This window comes from Pigmentibacter sp. JX0631 (genome assembly GCF_029873255.1).
Classification (GTDB): Bacteria; Bdellovibrionota_B; Oligoflexia; order Silvanigrellales; family Silvanigrellaceae; genus Silvanigrella.
Genome location: NZ_CP123622.1, coordinates 494,937 through 515,637 on the forward strand (window position 1 = coordinate 494,937; position 20,701 = coordinate 515,637).

Genomic DNA, 20,701 nt, shown 5'->3' on the forward strand with positions numbered 1-20,701 from the left:
CATTAGACTTTTGGAACTTCTTTGTGCTCAACGTCTACAACTTGATTTTGATGTTGTGAGTTTTGCGGTGGAGTAATTTGCTTATCTTCAGTAGAGGAACCATTCAATCCTTTTTTAAAATTAGAAATTCCTTCTCCAAGTGCCTTACCCACAGAAGCAATTCTTTTTCCACCAAATAATACAATTACTATTCCAAAAATGAGTGCCAATTCACCAAAACTAAAGGTGTGCATAGACCACCCTCCTAAGAGCAGAAGAAATTGTTAGGTAAAACCAGAGACTAGAAAAGCCTCCCACCACGATTTCCCTTGGGATAACCTTAGCACAAAGATATGTCAAATATCAATTCTACCTAGAACTGCTTGCTTTATTCACATCACTCGGCATTGCTAGCATGACAGCTTCAGCAATATCCATAATCTCTAAGTCTTTTGTTTTTTCAATATTTTGGAAAGCACTTTTAAAGTTGATCATACAAAATGAACAACCCGTTACTAATGTTTTAGCTCCTGTTTGAGCAACGTGTTCTAATCTTTTTTCAACAATCTTTCCACCACCTTCACTTTCATACCACATATTACCACCACCCATTCCACAACAGCTGGAAGTTTCTCTACTTGCCTCCATTTCAGCTAAACGTAAGCCCGCTACTGCTTCTAAAATTTTGCGCGGCGCTTCGTATTCACCGTTGTGTCTTCCTAAAAAGCAGGGATCATGAAAAGTAACAGTTTTATTTACTTCAATAGGTAACAATAATTTATTTGCTTTATGAAGCTCTGATAGTAATTGTGTATGATGATAAACTTCATAAATTCCACCATACTCTTGATAATCATTTTTCAAAGTATTAAAGCAATGCGGGCAATGGGTAACAATCTTTTTAAATTTTAATTTATTTAGTTGTTCAACATTACTGTTTGCAATTTCTGCAAAAGAATACTCATCACCCAAACGCTTAACCGGTTCTCCATTACATTTTTCGGCTTTACCCATCACAGCAAAGTTTACTCCACAATATTTTAAAATGGAGACAACAGCTTTTGCTACCTTTTGATTCCCTAGATCATAAGCGCCTGCACAACCAACATAATACAGATATTCTACTTCAGGGGAGTCTCCAGTAATAATCGGTAGATCTAGTCCGTCGGCCCATTTAAAACGCTCCGCAGAAGCGAGTCCCCAAGGATTACTATATTGTTTTATATTTTCTATTGCTTTGCCAGCTGAAGCAGGAATTTCTCCCAAAGATAAAGTTTGGTAACGTCTTAACTGCATAATTGTACGAAGTTGATCTATTCCGACAGGACATTCATTTACACAACCACCGCAATTAGTGCATGCCCAAATTTCATTGTGTGTTATTACACCATTTTCAAATAGAAAATGCTTTTCTTCTTCACCTTGTTTTGGAAATAAAGCTTCAACAGTCATACTGTTCTTCATTTTTAAAATTATTTCCCTAGGATCTAATGGCTTTAATACTGCATTAGCAGGGCAAATATCTGTACATCTTCTGCATTCAGTACAACTATCAAAACTTAACAAATCTTTCCATGAAAAATCACGAATATCTCTTGCTCCAAAATATTCAGCTTCAGCATTTTCAAAATCCATTTTTGCTAGCATTACAGAAGGGGTTAATCTTTGAGTATATAGATTAAGAGATGCTGTTACAATATGCAAAGCTCTTGTATATGGTATTGTTGCTATAAAGGCCATGGTTGTTACCATATGAAAGTACCATAACGAAGTATAAATCATATTGGCATTACTTGAATCCATATTTTTTGGAAAGAGAAGACTAAATAAGTAACCAACAAAAGCCCATTGCGTATCTGGTGCATGCAGATCAAAAGCTAATCTAAATCCTTGCAACAAAAATCCTTGAATAACTAATAAAAAAAGGAAAGAATAAAGTAACGTATACCCAAGACTGTGGCTAAATTTATATTCTTTATTTGATCTTCTGAAAATTCCCAGAAGAAGACCAATTGCTAAAGAAACACCTCCAATTTGCCCGGTAACTTTTACAAATGCATAAAACCAACCATGATAAAGATCTGTGATGTTATAATCTTTTAAAGCAACAATAGTTGTACAGAAAAATAAAGCAAAAAAACCATAAAAAATGAGTCCATGCATCCATGCAGCATATATTGATCTTGGTTTAGGATCTCTTTGCCTGCGTGAACGCAAAACTTTTGCTTGCGCAATAACATTCCGGAAAAATAAAATAATTCTTTCAACAGGCTTATCGAAACAAACTTCTGGTTTCCCAGCCCGCCAAAGAACTATGTGCTTCCAAACACCATAAGCAAAAACAACAGTGGCTATGGCTAACCAAAAGTACGTTGTCATATGCAAAATTTCATTCAATCCACCAGAAGGTGACCAATATATTTGGCGTGTCAGTTGTTGAGCGTCCATGCAAAAAACCTTCATTTTGTTTAGTTATATAACTGAGTACAACCATAAAAATATAATAAAAAAAATTGAATTTTACAAATTCTACTGACCTCGCATTAAATGCTTTTGAACATATTTTGTAACTCCAGCACTTAAAGATGTAAATTCATGTTGAATACCTATCGCACGTAGTGTTGAAAGATCTGCGCATGTATAATTTTGATATTGATTTATAATGTTAGAAGGCATTGGGATATATTCAATATTGATAGGGAGCGAAAGAGCTGAAAAAACTTGTTCTGCCAAACTATTCCAAGATTCGGTAATTCCTCGACCAATATTTAAAAATAACCCATTTTCAGGTAAATTAATGTTAGATTGTTCATGCTTTCTTGCTAACGATAATTTAATTAATTGAATAGTCACTTGAACGATATCATCTATATATACAAAGTCTCTAAGTTGTTCACCATTTTTATATTTTGGAGAGTTACTTTCAAAAAGTTTTATCTTACCAGTGCGTGTTGCCTGTTGGTATCCATGATATACCATACTTGCTTGACCGCCTTTATGCGATTCAAATTGCCCAAAAACATTAAAATATCGCAGACCAAACCATGAAGGTGGTGTATTTGATTGTTTTAAAGTCCAAATATCAAAATCAAGCTTAGATTTTCCATATAAATTAAGAGGAGTATATTTTTCACAATCTTCTTTTTTATCAGAAAAACCTAAAGATCCATCACCATATGTTGCAGCACTTGAAGCATAAATAAATGGGATAGAGTACTTAGCACAAAATATCCATAATGCTATTGAGTAGTTTAGGTTTAATTCAGCAAAGACGTTGACATCAGTTTCTGTTGTAGAAGAGCAGGCTCCATTATGAATGACGACATCAGGTTTCTGTGGCAATTTTTCAAGATAGGATATGAGATCTCTGTAGTCAACATACTGATAACGAGCTGAGCCTAAAAATCGCTTCGCTGTATCCCTATTTATACTAGTAGATAAGTCACTAGCGATGACGGAACATCCTAAATCTTGATGTCCTTGTTCCATAAAGTTAGAAAATTTAATTGGCTTTTGTTGCGGAAAACCCATTTCAGTAGGATCCATAGCCAGAATTTTTTCTACAATATTTGTCCCAATAAACCCATGGGCTCCAGTCACAACAAAAAGTGGCATACTTTATCCTTTTTTCTTTCTAATTTAAGAAATGCCATTAAAATCAACAAAAGAATGTATTGAAAGAAACAGCATACTTTGCAATATAAACTCTTAACATAAATTTAGGTATCGTTAAGACCCAAATTTATAAAATTTTATTTTTTCAGAATCTTAAAAAGGATAGTTCTATGAATGTTGCAGTAATTGGCGCTGGATTAGCAGGTAGTGAATGTGCATGGATTTTAGCGGAACACTATCAATTGTCTGTCACTTTATATGAAATGAAGACAAAAAAAACAACTCCAGCCCAAATATCTCCTCATTTATTTGCCGAATTAGTCTGTTCTAATAGTTTAAAGTCCAAAAGCCGTTTAAATCCAGCCGGAACTTTAAAAATTGAGCTAGAAAAATTAGGAAGCCTTATTTTACCAGCAGCCAGAAAAGCTGAAGTGCCAGCAGGAGAAACTTTAGCTGTAGATAGAGAACTCTTTTCATCTGAAATTACGCAAAAGTTAAAAAATCATAAAAACATTGAAGTTATTGAGACCATAGTTCAATCAATCGATGAAATTAACCTTAAAAAAGATTTTAATGCCATCGTTATTGCAACCGGTCCTTTAACTGATGACGCACTCGCTGCAGACCTAAGAAAAATTACGAAAAGTGATCAGCTTTATTTTTATGATGCCATTGCCCCAATTTTAGATGGCGATAGCATTAATTATGATGTTGCTTTTTATGCGAATAGACTATCAAAAACCAGTTTATATGAAAAGAATTTAGCGCAAAATAAAGAAAAATCACCGGAATTACTGAATGTTTCTAATGCAGAATTAACGCAAGAAAAATTAACTGGATTGCCTGATGTTTCTAATGCAGATGAGGATGGTGATTATTTAAATCTCCCCTTTAATAAAGAAGAATATTTTGCTTTTGTTGAAAAAGTACTACTTGGAGAAAAAGTTCCCCATAAAAACTTTGAAGAACCTCGTTATTTTAATGGTTGCCAGCCAATTGAAGTTTTGGCAGAAAGCGGTCCACGCACCCTTTCATTTGGCCCGATGAAACCAAAAGGTCTTATCAATCCTAAAACCGGAAAAATGCCATATGCAGTAGTTCAATTACGGAAAGAAAGTTTAGGCGATAATGCTTGGAATATGGTAGGATTTCAAACTCGCCTAACATGGAAAGCTCAAAAAGAAATATTCTCCACTATCCCAGGCATGGAAAATGTTGAATTTTTTCGTCTAGGAAGCATGCATAGAAATACTTATTTAGTTTCGCCATCTGTATTAAATGAAGATTTTAGTTTAAAAGAAAACAATAAAATATACTTAGCTGGACAAATTATGGGAGTTGAAGGCTACCTTGAAAGCACCGCTATGGGATGTTTTATAGGTCATTTAATTGGAATTAAATTAACTAAACAAAAAAAATTATCACTGCCACCAGCAAATACTTCTTTAGGATGTTTAGCTCGCTTTTGCATCTATTCTGAAGCAAAAAAATTTACCCCTATGAACATTCATTGGGGCTTATTTAATGATTTAACTAAAGAAGATATTGAAAAATACAGTAGTAACTCTGAAAAAGTTTTAAAAATGAAAAAAATAGATAAATCAACAAAAAGAGAAATGCTTGCCTCTCGTTCAGAAGAATTATTTAATGATTGGTTTAATAAAGAGTTTATTTAATATATAAAATTGATTAAAATTTTTATAATTCACTTTCATTTTCAACATAAGCTCGCACTGTTTCTTGAGTTATAAACTCTTCTACTGATTGCAGTTGATTTGGTGTTCCATTTTCATATCTAAAAATTTGTCCCTTTAAATTTGAATCAAGAAAAACTACATAAGATGTTCTATTTTTTTGTCCAGGTTTTCGTATTGTTTGTAAAACTCCATGTATATTTGCTTTAACTGGTAATTGCATTGTTTCTGTCAATAATTCAAATGCACTACCAAAATTTATTACAAAATATCCTTCTTTAGGATTTAATGCATATAATTTATTATCAATGAATGCCACTAAACCTGGTTCTGTGCATCTTAAAACAGTTATCCAACCCGAATCGCGATGGAATTTAGTTCCTCTCGTTTTTTTCTCAGATCGATAATGGTTAAATGCTAGCATTTGATGCCCATTTTTCTTACTCAATCCGCTTGTTACAGTATCAATATGTGATTCTGCGACTCCAATTTTTAGTAAAATACTTTTCAAAACTCCAATTCCAAGATCTGCCATAGCATGCCCTAAAGCTTCTATTTCTGCTGGAAGAAATTCTTTCCAGTGGGACATTTCAATGAAAAAATTTTCTAACTGATCATTTTCTCTATCAAAATACCCCTGAAAAAAACCTTGAATTTTTACATCTTTATATCCTCTATAAGCATCATCTTTATCTCCATTTTTAGCTCGGAAAAAATTATTTGTAAATTTATCTCCTAACGAAACAGAAAAGTTACTTGGAATTTTTAAGAGAAAAAATCCATCATGAATCGCACGAAGGAATCCTTCTTCACCATTAGAAAATACAATATTTTCATCTATAAACTCAGATTCTTCCATATTAAATTCTGGTAATAATTTTTCTTCTTCAGTACTTCTAGGCATTTGTGGCATACTAGAAATTTTTCTAAAAGTTACTGAAGTTGAGAGATCACTTGATAAGCTTTTTAAAACAGAAGTTTCAATATCATTCATGCGCATTCCTTTGCTTTTTAAATAATAAAAATATGGATTTACTGTTAGTGGAGAAAAGAAAAATCGCTCTCTAACATTGTTAGAGAGTAAGCATAAAAATAACTAAAGGCAAGTTTCTTTAACCTAAATTTAGTTTGAATATTTAAAAGAAAAAATTAGCGTATAGTTTTAGACTTTAATAGATTTAAAAACAATTTAAAAATGTTTGGTGCATAAACAGGTTCCACTTTTAATATTTAGCATTATTATTTGCTATTTTAAACAATTCCACGAAGAAGTCCGCCTTCAACTCGCAAAGCAGCTCCGTTCGTCGCTGAAGATAAAGGACTACAAATATAGGTAACAAAGCTTGCAACTTCATCAACAGAAGCAAATCTTTGGATGAGTGACGAGGAACGATACTCTTTAAAAAATTTCTTTTCCATTTCCTTATTAGATAAATTATTTTGTACTGCTAAATCATTTACAAACTTTTCTACACCTTCAGACCATGTAGGACCTGGTAATATTGAATTTACAGTTACTCCCGTCCCTAAAGTCGTTTCTGCCAACCCTCTAGCCAAAGCTATTTGTGCCGTTTTTGTTACTCCATAATGTATCATTTCTGTTGGTATATGAATTCCTGACTCACTTGAAATAAAAACCATTCTACCCCAATCCTTTTTTTTCATTTGGTTTAAATAATATCTACTTAATCTAATTCCTGACATTACATTTTGGTTAAATATCTCCATCCAATTTTCATCACTAATTTCTTCAAATTCACGGGCAGCATATACTCCATAATTATTAATCAAAATATCAACACTGCTAACTTCCTCAATTACTTTTTCACAACCTTTTTTAGTACCGACATCGGCAGCTAAACCAGATATATTTTTTTTATGAATATTCTGTTTACTTAGCTTTTCAATAGCGGATTTAACCCTATCTTCCGTCCTACCATTAATAATAATAGAAACTCCTTCCTGTAGTAAGGATTGAGCAATTGCAAAACCAATTCCGGAAGTAGATCCTGTAATTAAAGCTTTTTTCTCTTGTAACTTTAAATCCATTTTTCATCCTTTCAATACCAAAGTAACAATTCTATTTAATCCTTTTATTTTTATTTTTCAAGTTAGCAAAGCAAATTAATAAAATTAAAAATGAAATAATAAACGTAACTAAATTCGCTATTATTATAATCAAATCAAATATCATTATTCCGTATATTAACCACAAAAAAACTCCAGAACAAAACATGGAATACATAACTAAAGAAATACCGCTTGTATCTTTGGTTTTGATAGTTTTTATTGCTTGCGGTAAAAAAGAAGATGTGGTTAAAAATGCGGCAATATACCCAATAATTAAATGTTTATATAACAACATAATAATCCTTTAAAATTTATTTATTACATTACTATATCACAACTTTACGTTCCAAAATTTTATTTATTAATTTTTTTTAAGTATAATTTATTAAAAAATAAAGAAGCTACTAAAACAAAAAACATTATGAAAAGAAAAATATTTTCAGGAATTGGTTTATCTATAGTTAAGTATGTAAAGCCTAAATTTAAATCTTTAATTTTTAAAATGACATTTATGCCTGCGATTCCCACTAAAACAAAAGCTGTTTTTTCAAGAATTGGAAATTTTTCAATTAATTTTATAAAAAATTGGGCCGCTATTCTCATCAGTAAAACACCTAGTAAAGCACCTGAAATTAACACCCACTTAACATCAGATATTGCCAGAGCAACTGCAATAGAATCAATAGAAAACATAAGATCCATCATCTCAACTTGAATAATGACTAAAATAAATTGTTTTGTACTTGCTTTCAATCCAGTTGGTATAATGATTTTTCCAATACTTTCTGAAGCAGATAATTCATGCGTTGATTCTTTATGAAAAAAAAGTTCGTGACAAGATAAATAAAGCAAATATAAACCAGCTATTGTTTTAACCCATTCATATTTCATCAACCAAACACCAACAAAAATAATACCTATTCTAAACAGATAAGCTCCCCAGATTCCCAACAGTAACGCTTTCTTTTGTTGCTGAGGATCTTTTAGCTTTTTTTTGACTAAAGCTGCTAATGCCAATGCATTGTCAAAACTTAATAATCCTTCTAAAATAACGAGTTGAAAAACAATGAACAAATTGCTGAGAGTTAATTCAATCAATTCAAAATCCTTTCAAAATGAAACATTCTGTTACAATTAATGCTTTAACTTCATTTTTATGCTATTGAGCAATTGAGAAAAAATCATTTCTGATGCTTTTTTCAACATTTAAACAATAACCAAAAATATCAACTACTTGGAGCCTTGCATCTGTGAACTATAGTGAACAATATCTATATGCTCTTACTACCCTTGTGGAAAAAATACAAAAGGCTCTAGCAACATTTAAAAGTGGCGGTCTCATCCTTGTTGGAGATGATGGTCGCCGTGAGAACGAAGCCGATCTCGTTTTTCATGCTTGTGGTGCTTCCCCAGAAAATGTAAATTTTGCCATCACCCATGCAAAAGGTTTATTATGCGTGTCTTTAAGTCATGAAGTTGCTAATAATTTAGGAATATATTCGGCTCCCCAGATTCCCGGAGGCATATCTCATACCAATTTTACCTTGTCAGTAGACGCAAAAAAAGGAATTACTAGTGGAATTTCTGCTAAAGATCGAGCCTATACAATTGAACTTATGGCTGATCCAAAGGCTTCTATTGGAGATTTTGTTAGTCCGGGACATGTATTCCCTCTAAGAGCCATGCAAGGTGGACTCCTAGCTAGAGCTGGACATACAGAAGCTCTACTAGAACTCTGCAATTTTGCTAATTTACCAAGTGTAGCTGCAATGTGTGAAGTGTTAGACGAAAACGGGAATGCTATAAATCCTAAACATTTCGCTGATATTAATCACAAATATAATGTATTTAAAGATATACCTTATATTACAACTATAGATATCCTTTGGGCTAAAATTTTCTTTCAGCCTTTAAAAAACCAAACGTTCCATGCAGTACAAAATTTCACAGCTCCTGAAATACGTGAAAGACCCATCTCAGTATTTGAATTCCAACAACGTCAAGAAAAAGAACTCACGTTGCCAACATTTCTCTGCGTTTATAAAGAACAAATAAATCCAGAAAAAATCCATATCAGTATTACAAATGCAGCAAATATTTGGAATAATTCTGTTGAGTTAAATAATTGTGATGCTGCAGTTTTTTTATATTGCCCAGGAAATTGCTTTGAGAAAATACCATCAGATTTCTCTGATTTTTGCGATATGAGTGCTAAAGAAGGATTAAGTAAAACAAAAATTTCAGTAAAAAGATGCATAAGTATCTTAAGAACAATGCAATTTATTTCTACAACATTCAATTTAAACATAAATCAAATAATTAATAATACTCCATACCTTGTCCCTGAAGACAAATACTTTCTAAGTAATATTGTTCATTCAAATTTTAAATTATATTAAATAAAGGAATATTAATATAATTCAAAATTTCTCTTTTCCTTTTAATTACTTTTAATTTTGGTAGTCCTAAACTCTTAATGCTTCGTTGTAATGAAGTGCAAAATACCACATAGCACAAATATGATTTTCAATTTTTTTTGAAAAAGATAAAGTTTTCCTCACCAATCTCGAACACCTTTGCCTGAAAGTGTTATTTAATCTTTCAACATAATTCGTTAATCCTGTATGTTTACTAACCGAACTGTGTTACTCTTTTGGAAAAATAACTTCATAGGATTCCCAAAAATCTGTGTAAAAATATCCTTGCTCTCTATAAATTTTAGGTATTGACTCCCACAACCCCTTTGCTCCTTTTGCAGATCTCGTTCCAATATAAAAACCAATAATTTCTCAATTTTCCTTATTTATTGCAATCCAAATCCACTGTTTATTTTTTTTATTCTTTACGAATAACCACATTTCATCACATTCGATTTTAACTTGAATTTTTTTTATTATTAATAACAGATTCCGGTATTTTCTTATCTAAATTATCGTATTTCTCATTGATATATTTCTGATTCCAAGGTTCAGAAATACCTGTGACACGTGAAATTTCAGCATTAGGAATTCTTTCAAGCAAAAGTTTATCAACTAAATTCCAAGCATCCTTGCCCTCCAATTATTTTCATATACTCTCAACAAAAATAATTGGGAATCATCAATATCTTCGCAGCATTAAGAGATTAGGACTACCCAAAAAATGAAGGAATGACTGCTGTTACAGAGTATGTTGAAGTATTTCACAATAGAATTCGTGCTCACTCTGCCCTTGATTATCAAGCTCCTTTAGAGTATGAAATTATGAAATTTAACTGTTCACTTTTCGGGAATCAGACCAAATCTAGCCGTTCCAACTAGCTGGAGGGGGTAAACGCCATATCTTTGGCTATTCCACTAGAAAGAATGAAGCTATATTTAGTAATCTAGTTTCAAAAATACATTTTTCGATGAAAAAATAAACAAAATAAAATTCATTGAAATTTTTTTTTCTGCATTAAAATAATTTTATTTACTTGGAGAATTTCTAAATGTTTCAAAACAAACATAAAACTGAAAGAAACGTTATAGAAAATCAATTAGAATATGAAAACTAATCTTAATTATGCTTTGTTAAAATTTATTTTATCATTAATAATTTTATTGCCTTTTTTTTCTATATACAGCTTAGAGGAAATAGAAGTTCTTTATGATGAAAGAATGATTCCTTGGACATATAGAGATTCTAATAGAAAATTAGTGGGTTCAAGCGTTGAAACTTTTAGTGAAGCACTCAAAGGAAAAGGTTATAGGATAAAATGGACAAATATGCCATATGCTAGGGCAAAAAATGAATTGCAAAAAACTTCAGGGAGAAACAAATACATTATTTCAATAAATAGAGATTCAAATAATGAATCAAATTTTAAATGGATTTTCGAGATTAGAAAAACGTATCGAGGGATTTTTTCAAAAAAATTTCAAAAAGAAATGTCTATAGAAGAAATTAAACAAACACAGGAAAAGATTGGAATACGAATTGGTGCTTCTATATATAATGAATTGATAAATTTGGGTCTAAAAGATCAAGTCGAACAATCTATATCAGGAAATATTATAGCAAAAAAAATTTTAAATAATAGGATTGGATTTTGGGCTGCTAATTCAGATACAAGTAGTTATGATTATAAAACTGCAGGAGGAAATTTTAAAGATCTTTTTCTAGTAAATAAATTTAAGAAAGATTCTAAATTTTATGTTGTAACTTCAAAAAATACAGAAGAAAAAAAAGCTTTAAAAATAAAAAAATATCTCAATAAATTTATAAAAACTCAGAAATATAATAAAATAATAGATAAATACTATAAATAAAACAAATAGAAATAAAAACAATAATAACTTATCTAGTTGATATATAGCTATTTTCAGATGTCAAAATTTAATACAATTTGTACAGAGTACTATTAACAGTAATACTTGTAGTAGTTATTATTTTTTCAAGTATATTTCTTTTTTACCAATTATTCTTTATAAATCCTTATTGTTAAAGATTTAAAAAATTCAACATCCACTGTATGCTATTACTAGTTTTTATGAATATATTTAAATATTAAATCTGAAAGATCTGTTAATTTATATTTTTGAGTTATCGGTGCATCTACGAAAGTATTTTTATCTAAACTAAAATGTCCATATCTTGGTAAACTTAGCAGACATTGCCCAGTATCTTCATTTTTTTTATCTTGCATTAAATATTTTTCAATATCTTCTAAAGAAATATTTTTAACAGTTTTTATTGGATATCTTTTAACTATATCAAGAATAATTTCATACATTTTTTCATGCTGTGAAGAAATAGATATAAAATTAGACTCAACTAAAAAATGTAACCCGTGCGCAACAGCAATCCCATGCGGAAGAGTTTGCAAATATTTTTCTTCACCTAAAGCCTCTATGATATGGGCTAATGTATGTCCAAAATTTAAAGAAGATCTAATATCTTTCGTTTCAAGTAAATCTAAATTTACAATTTGCGATTTATATCCTATATTTTTAGCAACTAAATACTTAAATTCTGTATTACTATTTTTCCTGTGATAAATTTTTTGAATAGCTTCATAGTCATTAGCAAACTCTCCAAAAATCCAGGATTGTTTAATAGCTTCGACTAAACCACAAACGATATTTTCAAATGAAAGAGATTGAAAATACTCAGGATTGCAAAAAATTTTTTCAGCTGCATAAAATAATCCGACCTGATTTTTCCCAAAAGGATAAAAGTTAACTCCCGTTTTTCCACCTATTCCAGCATCAACAGAAGCTAATAGAGTGGTAGATAAGTAATTAACTTTAACATTTAATAATCCCGCAACAAAACCCACAATATCTAAAATAATTCCACCACCCATTACGAATAATAATTCTGTATTATTTGGCAAAATTTTTATCCAACTATTAACCGTTTCTAAGCTTTTTGTCGTTTCTTCTGGGGAATATACTAAAAAATTTTTATCTTTTAGGTAATCTGAAATATTGTTTTGCTTCTCATAAAAATTTTTATCTACAAAAAAATATACTTTATTTTTATCTAATGAATCTAAAGTTTTCAATAAGTCAAATTCATTAATTATTGTTGGTATTTGAATGGAAATATTTGTATTTAATTCATTATTTTGTAAAACAAACCCTCGTTTATAAATTTTACATACGAAGTCGAATAATTCTCTGCTATCTTTTAAATTATATTCTGGTTTAGATTTTCTAGAAAACCCCTTCAGAAAAAATTCATTTAACATAATTAAAATTTCTGAGTAGTTTTGAGGAAGAATATGATCCATAAAATTCTTTCCATTACTTTAAAAATTTTGGATTTAAAGAAATTTGGCGTAATAAATGATCAGCAATAACTAACCAAAACATAGCTTCAACTAAAGGAACAGCCCTAGGTAACACACAAGGATCATGTCTGCCTGATTTTACTTTTAATTTTGATTCTTTTAGATCTTTTGTAACTGTCTTTTGTTCTTTGAATATTGTTGATACAGGTTTAAATCCAACACTAATAACAATGGGCATTCCATTTGAAATACCACCTTGAATACCACCCGATTTATTTGTTTCAGTAACTACACTACCATTTTGATTTAGGAGGAATGGATCATTGTTTTCACTTCCTTTCGCAAAAGTAGAAGCAATACCATCTCCAACTTCAAAATATCTAACAGCCGGTAAACTTAGCATTGCTTTTGCTAAATCAGCTTCTAATTTATCAAATACAGGTTCACCTAACCCTGCGGGAATATTTTTTGCAACGCAACGAATAACACCACCTAAAGAATCACCTTCAGTCTTAGCTTGTAAAATTTTTTCTTTCATTTTACTTTCAACATATTCATCTGGACAGCGGATCATACTTGCTTCAATTTCTTGAAAAGAAATTGTATTCGCATTTACCTTAGCTTGAATATCATAAATTCTATCAACCCAACCAATTACCTCTATATTTGGAAGTATGTGTTGGACATATGCTTTTGCCACGGCTGCTGCTGCAACTCGTCCAATAGTTTCACGAGCACTTGCCCTTCCTCCTCCACTAGAAGGATGAATTCCATATTTTTTGAAAGTAGTATAATCAGCATGCCCAGGACGAAATACCTGATTAATATCGCTGTAATCATTTCCTTTCTTGTCTTGATTGCGGACTACAATAGCAATAGGTGTCCCTAAAGTAATTCCATTTTCTAAGCCAGAAAGAATTTCACAAGTATCAAGCTCTCCTCTTGGAGTTGTAAATTCATTTTGTCCTGGTCTACGCCTATTTAAAAAAACTTGAACAGTTTGTTGATCTAAAGAAATTCCAGGGGGACATCCATCAATAATACAACCAACCCCAACTCCATGCGACTCACCAAATGTAGAAATGCGAAAAAGTGTACCTAAATGACTCGCCATAATTCTTAATTTTCCTTTAATGATTCAATTTGAAAGCCCAGTTCTTGAACTTGATTAAAAAATTGAGGTGCTGTTTTTTCTACACACTTAGGGTTGTTTATGATTACGTTATTTAATTTTGAAGCTATTAAAAAACCTGTCATTGCAAAACGATGATCTTCCCAAGTTTCAAATTCCCCCAATACTTCATCATATTTTTTATCAATTGGATATATAATAAATCCATCATTTTTTTCTTCTATTTTTAATCCTAAATTTAAAATATTTTTTACAAAACAAGAAATTCTATCACTTTCATGATGACGAATATGTGCTACACCAAATATTTCAACTGGAGCATCAGCAAATAAAGCAATAGCACCCATAGTTAACGCTTGATCACTATATTGAGAAAAGTCAAAACAAAAATTTCCTTTAGGTTTTGTTGGATTTTCATTTTTAAGAACAAAAATTTCATTGCTAAAAATTTGAATATTGGCTCCCATTTTTTGCAATAATTCAAGAAATTTAAAATCTGGTTGCAAAGTTGAGAACCCTAAATTTAATACTTTTAAATTAAAATTATGTAAAAATGCTAATGCTAGAAAGTAACAGCACGTTGAGGCATCAGCTTCAATAATATAATTTTCAATTCCTAATTTTTTAATAGGTTGAAAACTAAAATTATTTAAATCTTTATCATGCTCAATAACACCACCAAATTTTTCAATAGCTTGTAACGTCATTCTTACATAATCCGGTTGCACTAAATTATCTATCCGCTCAATATTAATATTTTTATTAGCACCAACTGCACTTAATAGTAATCCACTTAAAAACTGTCCAGAGACTTTTCCACTAATCTTACAACTTCCTTCAAGCTGTGAAGATTCTATCGCAAATGGCATTTGATCTGAATCTATTTTTGCATTTAGTTCTTTTAAAGCATGAATAAGTGGCGACAAAGGACGACGCATCAATTGCGGCTCACCACTAACCTTAGCTTTTAACTTTGAAAATGCGGGAAACGTATTTTGCCAATTTAAAATAACAGATGGAAAAAAACGGGCTAACGTACCAGCTTTGCCAAAAAACAATTCAACACTTTCATTATTATTATGCTTTGGAGGAGAAAGAACAACTTTTTTTAATTCATAATCAACATATACGCTATAGCCAAGTCTTTTTAAAGACTCGAGTCCCCAATAGGAATCTTCTGAAAATAAAAAACCATATAAATTTATTGGTTTTGCACAAAGCCCTGCTAATACAATAGCTCTATTCGTAAAACTTTTAGATCCTGGTATCCATATTTCTTTTACAGCGCTATTTGTTACGCATGATGTTATTTTAATGGCTTTTACATCTTCAGAATGATTTAGTTCGAATAAAAATTTTTTTATCTGCATAATATTTCATAGTATTATAGGTTTAAGTAGTAATTAAAACCATCTTAGACAAGATAATCTTAACCAATCAGGCAATCACTGAATATCTCATTTTGTTATTTAGAAATCAAATAAATATATTCATAATAATTTACTTGCTGCTATTAGAGTTTCATCTTTTTTACAAAAAGCAAATCTAACCCAATTAAAATTATTTGGGGACTTTTGATAAAAGGAAGATAATGGAATTGTAGCTATTTTTTTTGTTATAAGCAATTGTTTTGTATAGATAATATCAGAAATATCTCCACCTAAATTCTTATAATTAGCTGTTATAAAAAATGTCCCTTCTGTTTTGCTCACTAAATATCCTGATTTTTCTAAGGTTGTAGTTAAAAAATCTCTTTTTAGCTGATATAATTTTCTTTGTGAACTAAGATAAGAAGTTAGCCAATCTGTCTGGGACAGAATTTCAGCAAGTCCGAGTTGCGTATAAGGGTTAAGGCAAAAAACAGTTGCTTGATGAACAATTCTAATATGTTCTGTTATATTAGCGGGAGCACATACCCAACCAGTTCTAAGTCCTGTAAAGCCAAATGTTTTGCCAGCAGAGCTAATTCTAATCACTAAAGGGCGAATTTTTGCTACATTGCTCAAAGAAAAGTGCTTAAACGGTTCATAAACCAGATTTTCATACACTTCATCACATATTGCAATAATCCCATGTTTAGCAAAAATAGAAGCAATTCGTAATATTTCATCTTCAGTAAAAACTTTACCAGTTGGATTATGTGGGGAATTAAATATAGCTAATTTAATTCCTGAAGCACAAACTGCTTCAAATTTAGACCAATCAAGTGTCCAACTTCCCAATGAAATATCTGGCGCCTTTAGAGAAAAAGGAACAACTGTACCACCCGCATTGGCTATGGCTTGATAATATAAATCAAACGCAGGCTCAAAAAGCAAAACTTTATCACCTTGATTTACTAAAGCTGTAACAGAAGAAAAAAGTGCTTCCGTCGCACCATGTGTGATTGTAACTTCAGAATTAGGATCATAGGTAACACCAGCTAAATTTTCAATAAATTTTGCTACTTGTACTCTTAAAAGAGATTCACCTTGGGGAGGGGAATATTGATTATGACAATGAACTAATTGATTAGAAATGGAATGAAGAATTTCTTGTGGCCCAGAAAAATCTGGAAAACCTTGGCCTAAATTAATGGCATTATGTTGTTGTGCTAATGCAGACATTTCAGAGAAAATACTTTTTCCAATATTTTTCCATCTTTCTGCTATTGAATTTTGAATTTGCATATCTTACCTATCCATAATAAGTATAATTAATATCATTAAAAAATTATCCATCCTTACTGTTGATATTTAATATCATTAAGAAATACCTAGTAAATTATTTATTTCTACATATTTTCTTATAAAAAAGGTTTTACTTTTAATTAATTCTTAATCTTAATTGCACAATAAAGTTTAAGTTAACAAGAGTACTCAATAAAAAATTAAAAACTATTCAGAAAAAAAAATCAACATATAAAATATATTTTTTCTTCCAGATATTTCAAAGAAAAATCATTAAAAATAAAATTAAGCTTGAAAATAAATATTTTTTCTATAGAATAAATTTTACGTACAATGTTACGTGTATTTAAACCGCCATAACAGGGAATAAAATCATGCTGGCCAATTTACGAAGAATAAAAATAAATACTAATATTAATAATTTATTAACCTCATTTTCTTCTTCAGCATCTTTTTATTTTTATTCCTTCCGATTTTATAACTATTAAAAAAATCCATTCATAAAATTAAATATTACTAAAATTAAACTTATTAATTGATGATAAAAATATTTTATTAATTAATAAGATAATTCAAGAAAAAAAACAATTATATTGGAAAGTATATATGAATTACAATATTTTAAAAAAATTACCAGATTTCACCGAGATAAAAAACCATGCACCACTAAAAATAAGTACTAAAGAAAATATAGCTCAACATAGAAGCGAAGTAAAAAATATTTTAACCGGAAAAGATAATCGTATATTATTAATTATTGGTCCTTGCTCTGCGTGGCCTGAAGAAGCAGTATTAATATACGCTGATAAATTATTAGCTTTAGAAAAAAAAGTGAATAAAAAAATAAAAATTGTTATGCGTGTTTATATTCAAAAACCAAGAACAACAAAGGGATGGATTGGTCCAATTATTCAAGCAGATCCTTTTAAAAAACCTGATTTAGTGACTGGATTAAAATATTCTAGAAAGATGATGATCGATGTCGTAGATAAAGGACTCGCCATTGCTGATGAAGCCTTGTCAACTCATAATGCTGATTTATTTTTAGAACTTCTTTCTTGGGTTGCAATAGGTGCAAGAAGTAGTGAAGATCAAGAACACAGGATTTTTGCCTCTGCAATTGAATGTGCTGTAGGTTTAAAAAATCCAACTCATGGTTCACTAAAAGTTAGTGTCAATAGTATAGTGGCGGCTCAACATCATCATACCGCTCATTTTGACGGATATGAAGTTGAAACTAAAGGCAATCCTTATGCCCATTTAGTTTTACGTGGTAGTAATAATGGTCCAAATTTTTCAAATGAAAATTTAATTGAAGTAAAAAAATTTATGACAGCTCAAAACATCAAAAATCCAGCTGTTATCATTGATACTAGCCATGATAATTGTTTAATAAATGGGAAAAAAAATCACCTCTTCCAAATTAACAATATGTTTGAAATTTTAAATAATATAAAAAATCAACACGAAATAAAGAAACTGGTTAAAGGATTTATGGTTGAAAGTTTTTTGAAAGATGGAAACCAAATTCTTGATTTAAACAAACCTAACCAACTTGACTTAAATGGATTATCGATAACTGACCCATGTATTGGATGGGAAAAAACTGAAGAAATGATATTAAATTTATTTAATAATTATGCATAATAATTTGTTATCTGGAGGAAATAAAATTGAAACTAGGTATTTCTGGAGACATTGCTTCTTTTTCTGAAGAAGCTGCAAAAATATATAGCAATTTATCGAAAAATGAATTTAAATTTAGTTACTATAATGACATTGACGAAGTTTTATTTGCTGTATCAAAAAAAGAAATAGAATACGGCATATTTCCTATTTACAATTCCAAAGCGGGAATTGTGAGAAATGCATTTGCAGCTATGGGTAAATTTAATTTTAATTTTATTGAAACTATAACAATTAAAATTGAGCATAATTTAATTTTAAAGAAAGATATTGAATTAAATGAAATAAATAATATTATTTCTCACCCCCAAGCATTTGCTCAATGTGAAAATTATTTAAAAAAAACATTCAAAAATATTAAATATATTGAAGAAAAAAATACCGCACTTGCAGGAAGAAAATTATCAAATGGTATGTATCCGGAAAATTCAGCAATAATAGGTCACAAAAATATTGCTGCAGTATACAATTTAAAAATCAAAGCTAATAAAATACAAGATAATCCTGATAATCAGACTACATTTATTATTGTTGAAAATATTATTTGAGAGTTTTATTTATCTTTTATTTTTGGAAAGGAAATAAATTTTGAATTTAGAAAATCTCAGAACAGAAATTGAAAAAATAGATAAATTCATAATTGCATCAATGGCAAAAAGAGAAAAAATTTCTTTTAAAATAGGCGAATTAAAGAAAGAAATGGGAATCCAAATTTATGATTCAGAACGAGAAGAAAAATTAAACAATTACTACAGAAAATTATCTGAAAAGTATAATCTTGATCCTGTTTTTATTTTAGAAATTTTCAGTTTAGTCATTAAAAATTCTAGGACTATTCAAAAAAGAAAGTAAACTAAACTTCAATGCTCTTCACTAAATAGAGCATTGACAAATTCGTGAGCTTCAAACACTTCAAGATCCTCTACAGCTTCACCAACACCAACATAGCGTATTGGTACTTTTAATTCTGCGGCAATAGCAATAGCAATTCCGCCCTTTGCTGTTCCGTCAAGTTTAGTTAAGACTAACCCTGTTATATTAACGACTTCTTGAAATATTCTTGCTTGCTGTAAAGCATTTTGCCCAGTTGTAGCATCTAATACAAGCAAAACTTCATGGGGTGCTTCCGGATTTTCTTTTGCAATAACTCGACTTATTTTGGCCAACTCTTGCATAAGATCTTGCCTATTTTGCAGTCTTCCAGCTGTATCAATTAAACAAACACTTGAACCATTTTCTGCAGCTTTTTTAACTGTTTCAAAAGCAACCGAAGCGGGATCTGTTCCTTCTTTTAAGCGAATCATTTCTGCATTTGAGCGTTGCGCCCAAATAGCCAATTGCTCTACTGCAGCAGCACGAAATGTATCAGCAGCACCTATCACAACCTTTTGGCCTTTTAAATGTGATTTAAAAGCCAATTTACCTGTTGTTGTAGTCTTTCCTACGCCATTAACACCGACCATCAAAACAACATGTGGGAGTTTTTTTTCACTTAAACTTTGCAAGGGATTCTCAAGAACACCCTTAGGATTTTCTTTGGTGGAGGTTAAAATAGTAAAAATTTCTTCCCGTAAGATACCTTTAAATAATTTAGGATCAAGATAAGCTTCTGGAGTTAAGCGCCCTTTTACTCTGTCAACAAGATATTCAGAAGTTTTAACACCGACATCTGCCTGAACTAGAAGTTCGAATAATGTTTCATGTATTTCTGCTCTAGTGGCTTTGTCTTTTTTAGAAAGAAAAAACTCATCCAAATTTGTTACTAATTGAGTGTGAGTTTTTCTAAGCCCTCCTTTAAGACGCTCAAACCAATTATGAGTCGGCAATGATTCTTTAATGGAAACTTCTTTAGGAACATCCTTTTGCACAACAATTTTTTTTGCTGTTGAAGAAGCCTTAACACTTTCCTTATCTTTTGCTTTTTCTTCTGTTAAAGCTATTAAAGATTCGCGAATTGTATCTTTAGATTGTAATTTTAGAGATGAATTTTCTTTTTGTTTTTTATTATAACGAACAATACCTGATATAACCAGGATTGAAATTATTAAAAAAGTAATTCCTCCAACAATTACAAACTGATTGGTAGTCCATTCATTCATAC

General features: G+C 30.6%; 19 protein-coding genes. 6 read left to right on the plus strand and 13 right to left on the minus strand.

What is annotated here, in order from left to right; translation table 11 throughout:
- Positions 1-2 precede the first annotated feature (2 nt).
- From QEJ31_RS02095 to rfaD, 3 genes are all read right to left on the minus strand, one after another.
- Positions 3-233, minus strand: coding sequence for a twin-arginine translocase TatA/TatE family subunit (locus tag QEJ31_RS02095; RefSeq protein ID WP_280592137.1), 231 nt, complete (start codon positions 231-233; stop codon positions 3-5).
- A gap of 115 nt (positions 234-348) precedes the next feature.
- The gene (locus tag QEJ31_RS02100) at positions 349-2,427 is read right to left on the minus strand and encodes a heterodisulfide reductase-related iron-sulfur binding cluster (RefSeq protein WP_280592138.1); all 2,079 of its coding nucleotides are present in this window, start codon (positions 2,425-2,427) and stop codon (positions 349-351) included.
- A gap of 81 nt (positions 2,428-2,508) precedes the next feature.
- The gene (gene rfaD / locus QEJ31_RS02105; RefSeq protein ID WP_280592139.1) at positions 2,509-3,594 is read right to left on the minus strand and encodes an ADP-glyceromanno-heptose 6-epimerase; all 1,086 of its coding nucleotides are present in this window, start codon (positions 3,592-3,594) and stop codon (positions 2,509-2,511) included.
- A gap of 170 nt (positions 3,595-3,764) precedes the next feature.
- On the opposite strand from rfaD, the gene trmFO reads away from it, so the two are divergent.
- Complete coding sequence (gene trmFO / locus QEJ31_RS02110; protein WP_280592140.1) at positions 3,765-5,270, plus strand: methylenetetrahydrofolate--tRNA-(uracil(54)-C(5))-methyltransferase (FADH(2)-oxidizing) TrmFO; 1,506 nt, start codon at positions 3,765-3,767, stop codon at positions 5,268-5,270.
- Between the two features lie 22 nt (positions 5,271-5,292).
- Here trmFO and QEJ31_RS02115 read toward each other — a convergent pair whose 3' ends face one another.
- The 4 genes from QEJ31_RS02115 to QEJ31_RS02130 form a co-directional block, all read right to left on the minus strand.
- On the minus strand, positions 5,293-6,282 hold the full coding sequence (locus QEJ31_RS02115; protein ID WP_280592141.1) for a 2OG-Fe(II) oxygenase family protein: 990 nt from the start codon (positions 6,280-6,282) through the stop codon (positions 5,293-5,295).
- Positions 6,283-6,539: 257 nt separating this feature from the next.
- Positions 6,540-7,337: an SDR family oxidoreductase gene (locus QEJ31_RS02120; protein ID WP_280592142.1), complete on the minus strand. Its 798-nt coding sequence runs from the start codon at positions 7,335-7,337 to the stop codon at positions 6,540-6,542.
- A gap of 31 nt (positions 7,338-7,368) precedes the next feature.
- Positions 7,369-7,653 (minus strand): SemiSWEET transporter, encoded by a 285-nt coding sequence (locus tag QEJ31_RS02125; protein ID WP_280592143.1) that lies wholly within the window; start codon positions 7,651-7,653, stop codon positions 7,369-7,371.
- Positions 7,654-7,712: 59 nt separating this feature from the next.
- Positions 7,713-8,456 carry a hypothetical protein gene (locus QEJ31_RS02130; RefSeq protein WP_280592144.1) on the minus strand — a complete coding sequence of 248 codons (744 nt, stop codon included), beginning with the start codon at positions 8,454-8,456 and terminating at the stop codon, positions 7,713-7,715.
- Between the two features lie 152 nt (positions 8,457-8,608).
- Here QEJ31_RS02130 and QEJ31_RS02135 point away from each other — a divergent pair, with 152 nt between their 5' ends.
- Positions 8,609-9,757, plus strand: coding sequence for a 3,4-dihydroxy-2-butanone-4-phosphate synthase (locus QEJ31_RS02135; protein WP_280592145.1), 1,149 nt, complete (start codon positions 8,609-8,611; stop codon positions 9,755-9,757).
- Positions 9,758-10,232: 475 nt separating this feature from the next.
- Here the strand turns inward: QEJ31_RS02135 and QEJ31_RS02140 are convergent, their stop codons facing one another.
- The gene (locus QEJ31_RS02140; protein ID WP_280592146.1) at positions 10,233-10,418 is read right to left on the minus strand and encodes a hypothetical protein; all 186 of its coding nucleotides are present in this window, start codon (positions 10,416-10,418) and stop codon (positions 10,233-10,235) included.
- 464 nt (positions 10,419-10,882) lie between these two features.
- Between QEJ31_RS02140 and QEJ31_RS02145 the strand changes: the two genes are divergently transcribed.
- Positions 10,883-11,647 (plus strand): transporter substrate-binding domain-containing protein, encoded by a 765-nt coding sequence (locus QEJ31_RS02145; RefSeq protein ID WP_280592147.1) that lies wholly within the window; start codon positions 10,883-10,885, stop codon positions 11,645-11,647.
- 212 nt (positions 11,648-11,859) lie between these two features.
- Here QEJ31_RS02145 and QEJ31_RS02150 read toward each other — a convergent pair whose 3' ends face one another.
- From QEJ31_RS02150 to QEJ31_RS02165, 4 genes are all read right to left on the minus strand, one after another.
- Entirely contained in the window at positions 11,860-13,113 is a 1,254-nt protein-coding gene (locus QEJ31_RS02150) for a hypothetical protein (protein WP_280592148.1), read from the minus strand.
- A 13-nt stretch (positions 13,114-13,126) separates the two neighbouring features.
- A complete protein-coding gene (gene aroC, locus QEJ31_RS02155; protein WP_280592149.1) occupies positions 13,127-14,227 on the minus strand; it encodes a chorismate synthase in 1,101 nt (366 codons plus the stop codon).
- 5 nt (positions 14,228-14,232) lie between these two features.
- Positions 14,233-15,615 (minus strand): 3-phosphoshikimate 1-carboxyvinyltransferase, encoded by a 1,383-nt coding sequence (gene aroA / locus QEJ31_RS02160; RefSeq protein WP_280592150.1) that lies wholly within the window; start codon positions 15,613-15,615, stop codon positions 14,233-14,235.
- 120 nt (positions 15,616-15,735) lie between these two features.
- The gene (locus QEJ31_RS02165) at positions 15,736-16,914 is read right to left on the minus strand and encodes an aminotransferase class I/II-fold pyridoxal phosphate-dependent enzyme (protein ID WP_280592151.1); all 1,179 of its coding nucleotides are present in this window, start codon (positions 16,912-16,914) and stop codon (positions 15,736-15,738) included.
- Between the two features lie 606 nt (positions 16,915-17,520).
- Between QEJ31_RS02165 and QEJ31_RS02170 the strand changes: the two genes are divergently transcribed.
- The 3 genes from QEJ31_RS02170 to QEJ31_RS02180 are packed head-to-tail and all read left to right on the plus strand — an operon-like array spanning position 17,521 to position 19,452.
- Positions 17,521-18,561, plus strand: coding sequence for a 3-deoxy-7-phosphoheptulonate synthase (locus QEJ31_RS02170; RefSeq protein WP_280592152.1), 1,041 nt, complete (start codon positions 17,521-17,523; stop codon positions 18,559-18,561).
- Between the two features lie 26 nt (positions 18,562-18,587).
- Positions 18,588-19,148 (plus strand): prephenate dehydratase domain-containing protein, encoded by a 561-nt coding sequence (locus tag QEJ31_RS02175; protein ID WP_280592153.1) that lies wholly within the window; start codon positions 18,588-18,590, stop codon positions 19,146-19,148.
- A gap of 40 nt (positions 19,149-19,188) precedes the next feature.
- Entirely contained in the window at positions 19,189-19,452 is a 264-nt protein-coding gene (locus QEJ31_RS02180; RefSeq protein WP_280592154.1) for a chorismate mutase, read from the plus strand.
- Between the two features lie 8 nt (positions 19,453-19,460).
- Here QEJ31_RS02180 and ftsY read toward each other — a convergent pair whose 3' ends face one another.
- The gene (ftsY, locus tag QEJ31_RS02185; RefSeq protein ID WP_280592155.1) at positions 19,461-20,699 is read right to left on the minus strand and encodes a signal recognition particle-docking protein FtsY; all 1,239 of its coding nucleotides are present in this window, start codon (positions 20,697-20,699) and stop codon (positions 19,461-19,463) included.
- Between the last annotated feature and the right edge of the window lie 2 nt (positions 20,700-20,701).

Bases quoted from the DNA above. Each gene is read 5' to 3' on its own strand.
- QEJ31_RS02150 (WP_280592148.1), bottom strand. From the start codon at position 13,113: ATGGATCATATTCTTCCTCAAAACTACTCAGAAATTTTAATTATGTTA.
- trmFO (WP_280592140.1), top strand. From the start codon at position 3,765: ATGAATGTTGCAGTAATTGGCGCTGGATTAGCAGGTAGTGAATGTGCA.
- ftsY (WP_280592155.1), bottom strand. From the start codon at position 20,699: ATGAATGAATGGACTACCAATCAGTTTGTAATTGTTGGAGGAATTACT.
- QEJ31_RS02120 (WP_280592142.1), bottom strand. From the start codon at position 7,337: ATGGATTTAAAGTTACAAGAGAAAAAAGCTTTAATTACAGGATCTACT.
- QEJ31_RS02170 (WP_280592152.1), top strand. From the start codon at position 17,521: ATGAATTACAATATTTTAAAAAAATTACCAGATTTCACCGAGATAAAA.
- QEJ31_RS02095 (WP_280592137.1), bottom strand. From the start codon at position 233: ATGCACACCTTTAGTTTTGGTGAATTGGCACTCATTTTTGGAATAGTA.
- QEJ31_RS02165 (WP_280592151.1), bottom strand. From the start codon at position 16,914: ATGCAAATTCAAAATTCAATAGCAGAAAGATGGAAAAATATTGGAAAA.
- aroC (WP_280592149.1), bottom strand. From the start codon at position 14,227: ATGGCGAGTCATTTAGGTACACTTTTTCGCATTTCTACATTTGGTGAG.
- QEJ31_RS02100 (WP_280592138.1), bottom strand. From the start codon at position 2,427: ATGGACGCTCAACAACTGACACGCCAAATATATTGGTCACCTTCTGGT.
- QEJ31_RS02125 (WP_280592143.1), bottom strand. From the start codon at position 7,653: ATGTTGTTATATAAACATTTAATTATTGGGTATATTGCCGCATTTTTA.
- aroA (WP_280592150.1), bottom strand. From the start codon at position 15,615: ATGCAGATAAAAAAATTTTTATTCGAACTAAATCATTCTGAAGATGTA.
- QEJ31_RS02115 (WP_280592141.1), bottom strand. From the start codon at position 6,282: ATGAATGATATTGAAACTTCTGTTTTAAAAAGCTTATCAAGTGATCTC.
- QEJ31_RS02145 (WP_280592147.1), top strand. From the start codon at position 10,883: ATGAAAACTAATCTTAATTATGCTTTGTTAAAATTTATTTTATCATTA.
- rfaD (WP_280592139.1), bottom strand. From the start codon at position 3,594: ATGCCACTTTTTGTTGTGACTGGAGCCCATGGGTTTATTGGGACAAAT.